Origin of the sequence: Providencia sp. PROV236 (genome assembly GCF_033676985.1) — a bacterium.
Taxonomy (GTDB): domain Bacteria; phylum Pseudomonadota; class Gammaproteobacteria; order Enterobacterales; family Enterobacteriaceae; genus Providencia; species Providencia manganoxydans.
This window is the reverse complement of record NZ_CP096297.1, coordinates 3,426,019-3,439,633: the sequence shown is the minus strand read 5'-3', so window position 1 is coordinate 3,439,633 and position 13,615 is coordinate 3,426,019. Positions and strand designations below refer to the sequence as shown.

Below are 13,615 nucleotides of genomic sequence, written 5' to 3'. Positions count from 1 at the left end.
GAAGTTCACTATAGCTTAACCAAAAGCGCTGCAACTTGAAGTATGACGAGTATATTCCCCAAGGTGAGAGATTTATATGAATAACTGACGCTTAGGGCAAGAAATTTGTACAAACTTTACAAAGTGATAGAAAATTAATAACAGGTGTTAATCAGCGATAAATTAAGGTAAAAAATAATGGAACGTGCACAATTCAATATTGCTATCGTGGGGGATGTGAAATATCCCATGGATGATATTGTTCAAGTGACCTTACAGCATACAAATTTCATCTTACAGCCAGAAATAACGGGTTTAGCCTTTGAGTGTGATGGCGTGATTTGTGAAGACAGTTTGCGAGAGCAGTTAATAGAAAAATTTGATGTTAATACACCCTTTCTCACGACGAGTGAGTGGCAAGATATTGAGCATTTAGACCGTTTCTTTATTCAGTTGTATACCAAAAACCGATTTGATGTATTAGCTAACGATTTAACTTCCCATCGTATTATTACGTTCCATAGTAAGCTTAAATATTTATTAATGGCCTATTCACCTCAAGGCTATCAAGCAACGGGTAAGATGGTGGCTAGTATTAGTCAACATTATGATTTACGTGAGTTTTATGAACAATACCGAGAAAAAATACTCGCAATTTTAAGCCAAACACCAACACGTAAATTACACGTCAATGCGATCCAACATATTCAAGGTTACTTCAAACATAAAGCGACAAAAGATGAAAAGACCCGTTTGGGTTGGTTGATTAACGATTACTTGCTGGGGTATTTATCGATCAATAATCCACTTTCGATGATATTACAATTGCTCACTCAATATCCTGATAGCTATATTAGTGAGCAATATTATTTGTCGCCTTATCCTGAGTGCAGAAAAGTCAGAGCATTGTTTCAGCTGTGATAAAGCTGTTGTTGTTGAATATAGCTCATTACCGCTGGTGGTATAAGATTGGAATTTAATTGCCCTGAATTAAGGTTTTTACGGATCTCAGTCGCTGAAATATCGACTAGTGGTGTATCACCAAGAAATATATAACCGCTCGGGGTATAGCTAAGCTGGTTGGGATCGTCAGTTTTGTGTTCGGCTAGCCATGTTTGCATTTGTGGATCACTGAAATTAGTCGCATAACCCGGGCGTGAACAGACTAGCAAATGGCAGTTATTCAATAGTTGCTCCCACCCATGCCATGTATTAATCGAAAGTAGAGAGTCTTGACCAATAATAAAGGCTAAAGGCTGCTCTGAACCCATTTCTTTACGTAATGTCGTTAATGTTTCGATAGTGTAGGAAGGGCTGTTTCGTTCAAGTTCTCGGGTATCGATTGTGAATAAAGGGTTATCTTGAATAGCCAAACGTACCATCTCTAAGCGTTGTGCTGGGCTCGCCTCAGGCTGTGGCCTGTGAGGTGGAACATGGTTAGGTAATAGAATGACTTTTTCTAAGCCAACTTGTTTGGCTAGCGCTTCTACTGGGCGTAGATGGCCATAATGTATTGGGTCAAATGTCCCACCAAATAACGCTTGAAGTCCTTTGGGCTTAAAGGTCATGAATAAAACTCTCAGGTAAGGATTTGGTACATATTAACATAGATAGAGATTGCAAATCAGGCCATACCGAGTGGCTAAAATCTTGTTTAGCGTGTAATTCCGCTTGTGTTAGTAGGAGTAACGCTGACTGTAATTGATGTAGGCTGAGACGCTGTAATGCTTCGGTCAGAAGTGGTCGGCGGTTTTGCCAAACTTTGTGTTGATCAAACAGTGATTTTAATGATGTGGTTGCTGATTGGCGTTTTAAAGTTAGCAATAGCATTAATTCGCGTTGAATTGAACGCAGTAGAATAACTGTTTCAGTATCTTCATGTCGTAGCTGTTCTAAAATATGCCATGCACGACGAGATTTCCCCGCCAACATCGCATCAACCCAATGATAAGGGGTAAAATGCGCAGCATCATTTACCGCTGACTCAACCCTTGGATGGGTTAGTTTACCATCAGGGTAAAGTAGTGATAGTCGCTCAAGAGCCTGAGCTAGACCCAACAAGTTTCCTTCGTAACAGTAACACAGTAGCTGATTCGCTTCTGTTTCTAACGTCAAGTTCATGCTACGAGCGCGTTTAGCAACCCATTGTGGTAGACGTTGGTAATCAGGTGTTAGACAACTGATATATACACTGTCTGAACTGATTGCTTTAAACCAAGCACTGTTTTCTTGTGCTTTAGTCAGCTTGTGCCCACGCAGCAGTAACAAAATATCTGGGTGTAGCAAACCTGATAGCTGTGTGAGTTTTTCCGCCATTGCCGCATTTGGCCCGTTTTCTGGCAAAATCAAAGTGAGTGATTGGCGGTTAGCGAAAAGACTTAATGCCTGACAGAGACTAAAGATTTCATCCCAATCAGTATTTGCATCGATTGAAAAAGTATAGTGTTCTTCAAAGCCTTGGGTTTGCGCTATTTTTCGAATGGCGTCTTGGCTTTCTTGGATTAATAGGGGCTCATTGCCCCATATTAGGTAGCGACTTCTCAGAGACTCTTGTAACTGAGAAGTCAGCTGTTCGGGATAGATACGGGTCATTATTGCTCAACAGTAGGGACAACTGCCGCTGCATTTGCTTTTTCAAGCTCAGCAGTATGAACAATCAGTAATTTACGCACTAGTATACGTGCCGCTTGTTCACGCATTTCTTGTTTAACCAGTTCATTTTCGGCATCTTTTGCAAGTGCTTCCAATGGGTTATCAAAGAAGGTGCGTTCCACTTGGCTTTGTAGTGGGTAAATAGAACCATTAGGCATTAACACCTGTGCATTGAGCACAAAGGTCAATTGCTTCTCAGCCGCTTTACCATCTTGGTATATCGACACCGTTTCTGTCGTTTCTGACGAACCCGTAATTTTTAAGATTGGGATATCAGGTTTACCGTTTTCGAGTATAGTGACGTTATTCAGTCTGAGTTGCTCCCTAACGGCTCTAGTGAGAGCGCTATAAGGTGCATTAGAACTTAGCTGTAATGTTTTCAGTTCATCAGGAATTTGCGTCGTTCCTTGAAGGCGAAAACCACAGCCTGCGGTGACTAGCACCGACAGGCTCAGTAATAAAGTTATCAGATAGCGCACCTGGCCTCCTTATCAGCCAACAACTAAGTTCAGTAATTTACCCGGAACATAAATCACTTTACGGATCGTGACGTTTTCAAGGTATTTAGACACACTACCTTCTTTTGAAGCCATATCCAGAACATAATCTTGAACAGCATCAGCAGGTACTGTGATACGACCACGTACTTTACCATTGACTTGGATAACGACTAATTTGGTATCGTCAATCATCGCTTTTTCATCAGCGACCGGCCAGCTTGCAAAATCGATATCATCAGTGTGACCTAATGCTTTCCACATTTCAAAACAAGCATGTGGAATGATTGGTGATAGCATCAAGGTGATTGCTTCAAGTGATTCTTGCACTAATGCACGATCTTGTTCAGTTTCTTGTGGTGCACGAACTAACTTGTTCATGAACTCCATAATAGCTGCGATAGCCGTGTTAAAAGCATAACGGCGAGCAAAGTCATCAGTAACTTTAGCAATGGTTTTATGCAGATCACGACGTAAGTCTTTTTGCTCAGTTGTTAGTGCATTAATATCAAGCGGTTGTGTTGCACCTTTTTGGGTATGCTCATGCACAATACGCCATACACGACGAACAAAGCGGTTTGCACCTTCAACGCTTGATTCCTGCCATTCCAGTGTCAATTCAGGTGGTGCCGCAAACATCATGAACAGACGTACGGTATCAGCACCGTATTTTTCAACCATCAATTGCGGGTCGATACCGTTGTTTTTAGATTTAGACATTTTGCTCATACCGGTATAGACCAGTTCATGTCCTTCGTTATCAACGGCTTTGATTATACGGCTCTTCTCATCACGCTCAACGATAGCATCTGCCGGTGAAACCCAAACACGTTGGCCATCACTACCGGTGTAGTAGAAGGCATCAGCCAATACCATACCTTGGCACAGCAAGCGTTTAGCGGGTTCATCTGAATTCACTAAACCTGCATCACGCATCAGTTTATGGAAGAAACGGAAATACATTAAGTGCATGATGGCGTGTTCAATACCACCAATGTATTGGTCAACTGGCAGCCAGTAGTTTGCCGCAGCAGGATCTAACATGCCTTCATCATATTGTGGGCAAGTGTAGCGTGCATAATACCAAGAAGACTCCATAAAGGTGTCAAAGGTATCTGTTTCGCGCAGTGCTGGCTGGCCGTTAATTGTGGTTTTTGCCCACTCAGGATCGGCTTTAATTGGGCTAGTGATGCCATCCATTACAACGTCTTCAGGCAGAACCACTGGCAATTGATCTTCAGGAACAGGCACAACCGTACCATCTTCCAGTGTTGCCATAGGAATTGGTGCGCCCCAGTAACGTTGGCGAGATACACCCCAATCACGTAAGCGATAATTAACTTTGCGTTGACCTGCGCCAATAGCAACCAATTTATCAGCGATTGCGTTAAAGCCAGCAGCATTGTCTAATCCGCTAAATTCGCCTGAGTTAATCAGCGCAAATTTTTCTGTCATCGCTTCTTGAGAAATATCCGGTGTATTACCTTCAGCATCAGCAATAACCGCTTTTAGTGGCAAATTATATTTGTGGGCAAATTCCCAGTCACGTTGGTCGTGAGCAGGAACTGCCATAACAGCACCAGTACCGTATTCCATTAAGACAAAGTTAGCTACCCAAATTGGCAATTTTTCTTGTGTCAGTGGATGGATAACATAAAAGCCCGTTGCCATGCCTTTTTTATCCATCGTTGCCATATCAGCTTCTGCTGTTTTGGTACTACGGCATTCTTCAATAAAATCAGCTAAAGCCGCGTTTTTCTCTGCGGCCTCTTGGGCCAGAGGGTGACCGGCAGCAACTGCAACATAAGTTGCACCCATAAAGGTATCTGGGCGTGTAGTGTATACGGTTAATTTATCGTTACGATCAGCAACATCAAAGGTGATTTCAACCCCTTCAGAACGCCCAATCCAGTTACGTTGCATGGTTTTGACTTGTTCAGGCCAATCATCCAAAGTATCCAGATCGTTGAGCAATTCTTCTGCGTAAGCGGTGATTTTAATAAACCACTGAGGAATTTCTTTGCGCTCAACGGGTGTGTCACAGCGCCAGCAGCAACCATCAATGACTTGTTCGTTAGCCAGTACAGTTAAATCGTGTGGGCACCAGTTTACTGCGGAAGTTTTTTTGTAAACTAAACCTTTTTCATACAGTTTTGTGAAGAACCATTGCTCCCAACGATAGTATTCTGGAGTACAAGTTGTGACTTCACGATCCCAATCGTAACCAAAGCCCAACATTCTTAGTTGGCCTTTCATGTATTCAATATTGGCATAAGTCCATGGAGCCGGAGCCGTTTTGTTCTTAACCGCAGCCCCTTCAGCAGGTAGACCAAAAGCATCCCAACCTATTGGTTGCAGGACATTTTTACCTAACAAACGCTGATAACGGGAGATAACATCACCCATAGTGTAGTTACGTACGTGGCCCATGTGTAGTCGACCAGAAGGGTAAGGTAGCATGGACAGGCAGTAGTATTTCTCTTTGCTGTTGTCTTCAATCACTTTGAATGTGGACTTTTCATCCCAGTGACGCTGTACTTTAGGCTCTATATCTTCTGGACGATATTGTTCTTGCATGGCACCGATAATCCTATGGTGAATAAATGCTACTCAGTAGCGTTAATGACTTTCTCTAATTTAGATCCGCATAGCATAGCGGATCATGCCCTAAAACAACAATAGTTGATTAGCTGAACCGGAGGGGGAAGCTGGATATCGTTTCAGGGAACGGAGTCAGAATCTTTAGTCTGATAACCCCACAACTTAACCAAAAAACGCGAGGATTGATAGCATTTTACCGAAAAAAATGAAGATATTACTGGAATAGATGCATTGACAATCGGTGTTTAACAAAGAAGCCTCAGTTTTTGTTTAATTGAGGCTTCCTAATAGCACGATTTAATTATAATTTAGCCAGTATTAATGCAGGATCTTAGCAAGGAAATCTTTTGCTCTGTCTGATTGTGGGTTAGCGAAGAAATCTTCTTTTTTACTGTCCTCGACAATTCTCCCTTCATCCATAAAGATCACTCGATTGGCAACCTTTTTAGCAAAGCCCATTTCATGAGTCACGACCATCATCGTCATCCCTTCATTCGCTAGCTCTACCATAACATCAAGCACTTCATTGATCATCTCAGGGTCAAGTGCAGAGGTAGGTTCATCAAACAGCATCGCAACAGGATCCATACATAATGCACGCGCGATGGCAACACGCTGTTGTTGCCCACCTGAGAGTTGGGATGGAAACTTATTGGCATGGCTTGATAACCCAACGCGTTCAAGTAATTTTAACCCCTTTGCTTCAGCCTCTTTTTTGTTGCGATTTAACACCTTGATTTGTGCAAGGGTTAAATTTTCAATAATCGATAGGTGAGGGAACAACTCAAAGTGTTGGAACACCATACCTACTTTAGAGCGAAGTTTTGCCAAATCGGTTTTTTTATCATTGACTTGGATACCATTTACAAAAATTTCACCCTGTTGAACGGGCTCAAGACCATTCACTGTTTTTATTAGTGTGGATTTACCAGAGCCTGATGGCCCACAGACAACGACGACTTCGCCTTTTTTGACTTCAGTTGTGCAGTCAGTGAGTACCTGAAACTGGCCATACCATTTGGATATATTTTTCAGGGTAATCATGAAACAGTCCTTTTCTTAAGATAATTCACCAGCATGGAAGCGCCGAAACTGATAATAAAATACACGAAACCTGCAAACAATATCATTTCTACTTGTGTACCGTCACGTTCACCGATATTAGTCGCGGTGCGGAAGAAGTCGGTTAGACTCAGTACATAGACTAATGAGGAGTCCTGAAATAGCACGATACCTTGTGTCAATAACAGAGGAACCATGGCCTTAAAGGCTTGAGGTAGAATGACTAACCTCATTGTTTGCATTTGCGTCATACCGAGAGCTAGTGCAGCAGAGGCTTGACCCCTTGAGATACTTTGAATACCAGCTCGAATAATTTCAGAGTAATACGCCGCTTCAAAAAGTGAGAAGGCTACCATCGCTGAAATTAAACGGATATCACTTTTTGGTGATAAGCCTAGAACATTTTGGACTAAGTTAGGCACAATCAGATAGAACCACAACAACACCATGACTAATGGGATTGAGCGGAAGGTGTTGACGTATAGGGCGGCAAACCAGCTGATTGGCTTAAATGTTGATAAACGCATCACTGCGAGGACGGTCCCCCACAAGATCCCAACGACGATAGCGGTAATGGTAATTTTAGCGGTAACGACTAACCCATCAAGTAGAAATGGCCAACTTGGGGCAATCGAGCTCCAATCGAAATCATAGAACATATTATCGCCCTCCTAATGTGCCAGGTAAGCGAACTTTACGTTCAAGTAGGCTCATTAATAACATAATTACTAAGTTAATACCGACGTAGGCGATAGTGATGGCAGTGAATGATTCCCAAGCATGTGCTGAGTAATCGAGTAATTTACCGGCTTGTGCTGCCATATCAACCAACCCGATAGTTGATGCAATGGCGGAGTTCTTCACCAAGTTGAGCATTTCAGATGTCATGGGTGGCAAAATGACCCTGTAAGCATTAGGGAGCAGCACATAACGATAAGTTTGTGGCAGTGTTAACCCCATCGCTAAGCCTGCGTTCTTTTGCCCTCTAGGTAGTGATTGGATAGCTGCTCTAACTTGCTCTGTCATCCGAGCAGCGGTAAATAAACCAAGGCACAACATAGAAGAAATAAAGAATTGATAATTAGGATCCAAATCCATTTTAAACCAGTCGCCGATTGATTGAGGCAACAGCTCAGGGATCACTAAATACCATGTAAAGAATTGAACAATTAAAGGCACATTACGAAATAATTCCACATACACCGTGCCTATCATCGCCAGAAAGCGATTGGGAACCGTGCGTAGAATGCCAAAAAATGAGCCAACAAGAAAAGCAATGATCCAAGCGCAGATAGAGAGTGCGACAGTAACTTCTAAGCCAGATATTAGCCACCCTAAATAGGTGGTATTCCCAAACGGGGCTTCCTGTAGGAAAATCCCCCAATTCCAATCAATTGACATAATTCTACTTCCTGTGGGCAATTAGATTGACCCTACTACTGGTAAGAAAGTGCAAGGCGGGAACGATCGCCTTGCAATTCTCACTTCAGTAACACCCTGTTTGTCTTATTATTTGTTTAATTAATTAACTAGTTAAGCGCTTTGTCATTTGGTGATTTGAAGAGCGTTTTCATTTCATCTGACAAAGTAAATTTCAAGTTAAGATTTTTTGGTGGAATAGGTTGGTTGAACCAGCGATCAAAAGATTTCTCCGCAGCACCTGTTGTTTGTGTTTTTGCAATCGTTTCATCAACCAGTGCTTTGAATTCAGGGTCATCTTTACGTAGCATACAACCGTAAGCTTCTTCTGTTTGTGGCTTACCTACGATTTCCCAAATATCGGGTTTCTTCGCTTTTGCTCGTTCACCGGCTAACAGTGCATCATCCATCATAAAGGCAACAGCACGGCCTGATTCAAGGGTACGGAATGAATCACCATGATCTTTTGCACTGATGATGCGCATTTTCATATTTTTTTCATCGTTCAGTTTATTCAATAGAACTTCTGAAGTGGTACCAGAGGTAACGACGACGTTTTTACCTGCTAAATCAGGAAAGTCTTTAATACCTGAGTCGTTTTTAGTCAGAAGGCGTGTGCCCACAACGAAAATGGTATTGGAGAAAGCTGCTTGTTTTTGTCTTTCTAAGTTATTAGTGGTTGAGCCGCACTCAAAGTCATAAGTGCCGTTTTGCAGTAGAGGTATACGGTTTTGTGATGTAATAGGAATTAATTTAACTTCAAGGTTAGGTTTATTTAGTTTCTTTTTAACCGCATCGACGATTTCGTTGGAGTAATCTTGAGAGTAGCCAACAACCTTTTGGCTATTGTCGTAATAAGAAAATGGAACAGATGATTCTCGATGTCCAACAACGATCACGCCGTTGTCATTAATTTTTTTCAGTGTGCCTGTTAGCTCTTCAGCTTGAACAGCACAGGTTGCACCTAACACCATCATCGATAGTACAATCTTGCTCATACGCATAGTTACAACTCCTTTTTGAGATCGGGGATCTGTCTCGTTTTTGTTATGTTCGTGTGCTGGCGGATGTCTCAAAGATTCGGTTGAGCGCGCGATTATCCGCTATATGTTTTATTATTGTTAAAAATTAAAGAAAAATGTTAAACAATGAAAATGAATTGTTTCAAAATCGGGAGCTGTCTCGCATATTATTTGGGCAGATCCTAATTTGTTGCACTAATACGAGGAAAACACGTCTTTAAAAGGATATTCATGCACCTTAATAGTGAAAAACGATTCTATTTTCTGATATCTAGAAGGGATAAAGCATATTACGTGCCAAATTTTTCAGAAAAAGCTCAAAGAAATGCGATGAGGTTTTGTAAAGTTAGATGATGCTGCTTGTACCGTGTTATTTGCTGTGTAAGATGTAACCTTTAGCAAATTGGTTAATTTTTAGTGTTGTAGCTCTAAATAGTTCAAGATACAGTTAAGCGACTAATAAATTAAATGAATCGCTGGCAGCCTACGATAAGTCGGGGCTAGTGTGGGTAAGTGTAACCAACAAGCCGCCCACAACATGATGTAGCTTGGAGTATGATGAGTATAATAATCAATCATCACTTAGTCGTGTGTGTATTCAGGATGAATAAATAGAGACAAACATGAACAGGCAACTTAAATTAGGCAAAGGATTAGTGTTATTCGCCTGTCTGATGGTGTTACTTTGTATGAACCAAAGAGCCGTCGGAGAGCGCCTTGTCGCCCAGTTTTCGTCTCAAGCTACAGTGATACCCGTGCAAACGTATTCCCCATCTACTATTTTTCAGGCGGAACAGTCCGTTGAAAAAGGCTCTCATCTTTCTACTTGTGAGTTGAGCGCGAAGTCATTGCTGACCTTAAGCCCTGCGGTTATTGAGCCATTTTTCTTTCTATTTCTCTCAATTGCAGCATTGAGTGCCTTTTGCAGTCAGCTGTTCTCACGTCGAGCAAATCGTGAAGATAAACGCCCCCCGCCAAGAGTTAGGCTCCATTTACAATTTTGTAATCTTCGGGATTAGAACACCAGCGCGTTTAGCTTATTGGTGTATATTATTCTGGAGGAAACATGCGTTTTGTAATTAATTCTTTCATTATGTTAATTGCTTTGTTTGTGGGCAGTGTATTCGCTGCTGATACAGGCTGGTTAACTGATCAACATAATGATCACGCACAAGTGCGTTTATTAAGTGCTTCCCAAAAAGATGGGAAAGTTGCTTTATTATTGGATGTTCAGCTGCAAGATGGGTGGAAAACCTATTGGCGTTCTCCAGGAGAAGGCGGAATAGCGCCTGAAATCGATTGGAAATCACCAATAAAGGACATGCAATGGCTTTGGCCAGCACCGGGTCGCTTTGATGTCGCAGGCATATCAACACAAGGATATATGGGGGATGTCGTTTTTCCTATCATTGTTGATGCAACGGAAAAATTGGATAAACTCACAGGTACCTTAACATTATCAACATGCAGCAATGTGTGTATTTTGACTGACTATCCTTTTGAACTTGATTTAACTGAACCTGCGCCAAGTAATTTTGAGTGGGCATTTAATCAAGCGATGGGGAGTGTTCCACCAACGACAGGGTTAACACAAAGTCAGAAGGTCGGTTTTACGGGAGATAGCTTAGTCGTCGAGCTGCAAAAGATAGCGGGCGAGCCTTGGGGCAAAGACGCCGCAGTTTTTACTGATACCCCTGAGGGTACAACACTTGGCGTTCCTGAGATCCAATCTTCAGGTGATATGCTAACGGCAACAGTCAAGGTTAGCGATGATTGGGGGGATAAAGCGCCTGATTTAACGGGCCAAAATTTCTCTTTTGTTGTGACAGATGGCGATTTATCACAACAAGTCACAGCTAAAATTGAACCGTTTACTGGAACCATTACTCAAAACGGAGCGAACGCGATCCCTCTATGGCAGATCCTCGCGTTTGCATTATTGGGTGGTTTAATTTTAAACCTAATGCCTTGTGTTCTTCCTGTGTTAGCCATGAAATTGGGTTCAATTTTGATGGTGCCACAAGGGGAGCAAAAAACCATTCGTCGACAATTCCTCTTATCTTCTTCGGGGATCTTAGTTTCTTTCTGGCTACTTGCGTTATTAATGACGCTCTTACGTGCGGGGCAACAAGCTGTTGGTTGGGGGATCCAATTCCAAAATCCATGGTTTATTGGATTCATGGTTCTCATCACTGCTGCTTTTACGGCTAATCTATTTGGTTTGTTTGAAATTCATTTAGGTAGTAAAGCAAGCACTCGCTTAGCCACAACAGGTGGACAAGGGAATAGTGGGCATTTTTGGCAAGGCGTCTTTGCAACATTACTCGCGACACCATGCTCAGCACCTTTCTTGGGAACGGCAGTGGCATTTGCGCTCGCAGCACCTCTTGACGAATTATGGTTAGTCTTCACTGCTTTAGGGCTAGGAATGAGCTTGCCATGGCTACTTATTGCCGCTTTTCCTGCGATTTCACGTTTATTACCTAAGCCTGGTGCGTGGATGAATAAGCTGAGAATAGTATTAGGATTGATGATGCTATTATCATGTTTATGGTTGATGAGCCTGCTGATCCCACACTTTGGTGAAACCTATACACTAGCAATCTCAATTATCTTTTTATTATTGTTAGCTATATTTATTGGCAAAAAATATAGCTTACGCGCGGGAATATATTCGTTGTTGTTATTCATCTTGATTGGCGTAGGGTTTACTTGGGCGACGATGGATGAAACGACAGGAAGCCGTGCCATTGTTCAAGATACGGTGAACTGGCAACCACTGAGCGAAGAAGCAATCGAACAGGCTCTGTCAGAAAGTAAGCGGGTATTTATTGATGTTACCGCAGATTGGTGTGTGACCTGTAAAGCAAATAAATATAATGTCTTATTGCGAGATGATATCCAACAGGCATTAAATGAACCTGATGTTGTGGCACTTAGAGGTGATTGGACTAAACCCTCACCCGAGATCACCGCATTTTTACAAAAACGCGGACAAGTCGCTGTTCCATTTAACCAAGTTTATGGCCCTAAGTTGGCGGAGGGTGAAATACTGTCAACAATACTTGATCGTGAAGTTTTATTATCAATTATGAATGAGGCCAAAGGAGCCGAAAAATGAAAAAAACAATTTTAGCCGTTCTATTTTCATCATTAATGTTAGGTGCAACTGCGCATGCGGCTCCGTTAACGGCAGACCAAGAAGCGCAAGTGCGTAAACTTGTACGTGATACCTTAGTTGAGAACCCTGAAATTTTAGAAGAAGCGATTGTTGCCTTACAGGCGAAGCAAGGTGAAAAACAGCAAGCTCAGGTAAAGTCCACGATTAAGGCTGAGCATGACAATCTATTTAATGATCCTGCAAGTCCACGCCTTGGCGCGAAAGATGCAAAACTAGTTTTAGTCAACTTTACGGATTATAACTGCCCATTCTGTAAGCGTTTTGATCCTCAACTTGAAGAGTTGATTAAAAAATACCCAGATGTTGCCGTAGTGATCAAGCCATTACCATTTAAAGGGCAAACATCTCTTGAGTCTTCACAATTGGCTCTAACTCTTTGGCAAAATGATCCAAAAGCATTCCAAGCATTGCACCAAAAATTCATGCAAAAGCAAGGTATGTTAACGGATGAAAATATCAAACAAGCTCTGAAGGCTACAGGCAATGAAAAGCTGGTAGCTAATGAGAAGAGTGCCGAGACTATTCGTACTAACATGATGTTAGCTGAAAAACTGGGGGTTAATGGAACGCCAGCCACATTAGTTGGTGACACTATTATTCCAGGTGCGATTGATTCGCAACAATTAGAAGCGATTGTGAAAGAGCAATTAGCGAAAGTGAAATAAGGGAATTATGGCTAGACTGAAAAAGTGGTCAAAAGAAATTATTGGTTTAGTGGTGATCATCTTCATCGTTTTTACTGTAATGGATTTTTGGCGCAAACCTGAAAGCCTAGCCCCTGTTTTACTTGAGCCTCAAGTGTTGGCGACAGGGGAAACCGTCTCGCTAGCTGAGTTAAGTAAAGAACAACCTGTTTTGGTCTATTTTTGGGCGACGTGGTGCGGAGTATGTAAAATGACCTCGCCCACGGTAGCTGATTTAGCGCAATCAGGGGTTCCTGTGATTTCTGTGGCTATCCGCTCTGGAGATAGCCAACGACTACTCACAGGAATGGCAAAGAAAGAGCTTAAATTCCCCGTTATCAATGATATTAATGGTGTGTTGGCAAATGCAGTCGGCATCAGTGCGACGCCATCATTTATGATTATTGATAATGGTGAAATGGTCAGTTTTACCAGTGGTTATACTAGCTATTGGGGACTTAAAGCACGTATGTGGATGGCTTCTTTTTAAGCTAACCGATAGCCCTCTTTGAGTTGGTG

General features: G+C 42.0%; 13 protein-coding genes. 5 read left to right on the top strand and 8 right to left on the bottom strand.

Features of this window, described 5'->3' with window-relative positions; genetic code table 11:
• The first annotated feature begins 177 nt into the window (after window positions 1-177).
• On the top strand, window positions 178-900 hold the full coding sequence (locus M1E96_RS15845) for a YbgA family protein (protein WP_319068939.1): 723 nt from the start codon (window positions 178-180) through the stop codon (window positions 898-900).
• Here M1E96_RS15845 and nadD read toward each other — a convergent pair.
• The 8 genes from nadD to M1E96_RS15805 form a co-directional block, all read right to left on the bottom strand.
• Complete coding sequence (nadD, locus tag M1E96_RS15840) at window positions 891-1,547, bottom strand: nicotinate-nucleotide adenylyltransferase (protein WP_272581314.1); 657 nt, start codon at window positions 1,545-1,547, stop codon at window positions 891-893. The genes M1E96_RS15845 and nadD overlap by 10 nt on opposite strands.
• Window positions 1,537-2,571: a DNA polymerase III subunit delta gene (gene holA / locus M1E96_RS15835; RefSeq protein WP_070925068.1), complete on the bottom strand. Its 1,035-nt coding sequence runs from the start codon at window positions 2,569-2,571 to the stop codon at window positions 1,537-1,539. Before holA ends, nadD begins: the two co-directional genes overlap by 11 nt.
• Window positions 2,571-3,110: an LPS assembly lipoprotein LptE gene (gene lptE, locus M1E96_RS15830; protein WP_070925067.1), complete on the bottom strand. Its 540-nt coding sequence runs from the start codon at window positions 3,108-3,110 to the stop codon at window positions 2,571-2,573. The genes holA and lptE overlap by 1 nt, the downstream gene beginning before the upstream one ends.
• Before the next feature lie 12 nt (window positions 3,111-3,122).
• Complete coding sequence (gene leuS, locus M1E96_RS15825) at window positions 3,123-5,705, bottom strand: leucine--tRNA ligase (RefSeq protein WP_272581313.1); 2,583 nt, start codon at window positions 5,703-5,705, stop codon at window positions 3,123-3,125.
• A gap of 342 nt (window positions 5,706-6,047) precedes the next feature.
• Window positions 6,048-6,773: an amino acid ABC transporter ATP-binding protein gene (locus tag M1E96_RS15820; RefSeq protein ID WP_070925065.1), complete on the bottom strand. Its 726-nt coding sequence runs from the start codon at window positions 6,771-6,773 to the stop codon at window positions 6,048-6,050.
• Window positions 6,770-7,450: a glutamate/aspartate ABC transporter permease GltK gene (gene gltK, locus M1E96_RS15815; protein ID WP_070925064.1), complete on the bottom strand. Its 681-nt coding sequence runs from the start codon at window positions 7,448-7,450 to the stop codon at window positions 6,770-6,772. The genes M1E96_RS15820 and gltK overlap by 4 nt, the downstream gene beginning before the upstream one ends.
• A gap of 1 nt (window position 7,451) precedes the next feature.
• On the bottom strand, window positions 7,452-8,192 hold the full coding sequence (locus M1E96_RS15810; RefSeq protein ID WP_140182792.1) for an amino acid ABC transporter permease: 741 nt from the start codon (window positions 8,190-8,192) through the stop codon (window positions 7,452-7,454).
• A gap of 128 nt (window positions 8,193-8,320) precedes the next feature.
• Window positions 8,321-9,214 carry an amino acid ABC transporter substrate-binding protein gene (locus M1E96_RS15805; protein ID WP_070925062.1) on the bottom strand — a complete coding sequence of 298 codons (894 nt, stop codon included), beginning with the start codon at window positions 9,212-9,214 and terminating at the stop codon, window positions 8,321-8,323.
• Window positions 9,215-9,855: 641 nt separating this feature from the next.
• Between M1E96_RS15805 and M1E96_RS15800 the strand changes: the two genes are divergently transcribed.
• The 4 genes from M1E96_RS15800 to M1E96_RS15785 are packed head-to-tail and all read left to right on the top strand — an operon-like array spanning window position 9,856 to window position 13,586.
• Window positions 9,856-10,251: a metal resistance protein gene (locus tag M1E96_RS15800; protein ID WP_070925061.1), complete on the top strand. Its 396-nt coding sequence runs from the start codon at window positions 9,856-9,858 to the stop codon at window positions 10,249-10,251.
• A 47-nt stretch (window positions 10,252-10,298) separates the two neighbouring features.
• Window positions 10,299-12,353, top strand: a complete 2,055-nt coding sequence (locus tag M1E96_RS15795) for a protein-disulfide reductase DsbD domain-containing protein (protein ID WP_319068933.1) — start codon at window positions 10,299-10,301, stop codon at window positions 12,351-12,353.
• Entirely contained in the window at window positions 12,350-13,078 is a 729-nt protein-coding gene (locus M1E96_RS15790; protein ID WP_070925059.1) for a DsbA family protein, read from the top strand. The genes M1E96_RS15795 and M1E96_RS15790 overlap by 4 nt, the downstream gene beginning before the upstream one ends.
• A 7-nt stretch (window positions 13,079-13,085) precedes the next feature.
• A complete protein-coding gene (locus tag M1E96_RS15785; RefSeq protein WP_070925058.1) occupies window positions 13,086-13,586 on the top strand; it encodes a protein disulfide oxidoreductase in 501 nt (166 codons plus the stop codon).
• The last annotated feature ends 29 nt before the right edge of the window (window positions 13,587-13,615 follow it).

Bases quoted from the DNA above. Each gene is read 5' to 3' on its own strand.
- M1E96_RS15800 (WP_070925061.1), top strand. From the start codon at position 9,856: ATGAACAGGCAACTTAAATTAGGCAAAGGATTAGTGTTATTCGCCTGT.
- M1E96_RS15785 (WP_070925058.1), top strand. From the start codon at position 13,086: ATGGCTAGACTGAAAAAGTGGTCAAAAGAAATTATTGGTTTAGTGGTG.
- M1E96_RS15790 (WP_070925059.1), top strand. From the start codon at position 12,350: ATGAAAAAAACAATTTTAGCCGTTCTATTTTCATCATTAATGTTAGGT.
- leuS (WP_272581313.1), bottom strand. From the start codon at position 5,705: ATGCAAGAACAATATCGTCCAGAAGATATAGAGCCTAAAGTACAGCGT.
- nadD (WP_272581314.1), bottom strand. From the start codon at position 1,547: ATGACCTTTAAGCCCAAAGGACTTCAAGCGTTATTTGGTGGGACATTT.
- M1E96_RS15805 (WP_070925062.1), bottom strand. From the start codon at position 9,214: ATGCGTATGAGCAAGATTGTACTATCGATGATGGTGTTAGGTGCAACC.
- M1E96_RS15845 (WP_319068939.1), top strand. From the start codon at position 178: ATGGAACGTGCACAATTCAATATTGCTATCGTGGGGGATGTGAAATAT.
- M1E96_RS15820 (WP_070925065.1), bottom strand. From the start codon at position 6,773: ATGATTACCCTGAAAAATATATCCAAATGGTATGGCCAGTTTCAGGTA.
- M1E96_RS15795 (WP_319068933.1), top strand. From the start codon at position 10,299: ATGCGTTTTGTAATTAATTCTTTCATTATGTTAATTGCTTTGTTTGTG.
- holA (WP_070925068.1), bottom strand. From the start codon at position 2,571: ATGACCCGTATCTATCCCGAACAGCTGACTTCTCAGTTACAAGAGTCT.
- M1E96_RS15810 (WP_140182792.1), bottom strand. From the start codon at position 8,192: ATGTCAATTGATTGGAATTGGGGGATTTTCCTACAGGAAGCCCCGTTT.
- gltK (WP_070925064.1), bottom strand. From the start codon at position 7,450: ATGTTCTATGATTTCGATTGGAGCTCGATTGCCCCAAGTTGGCCATTT.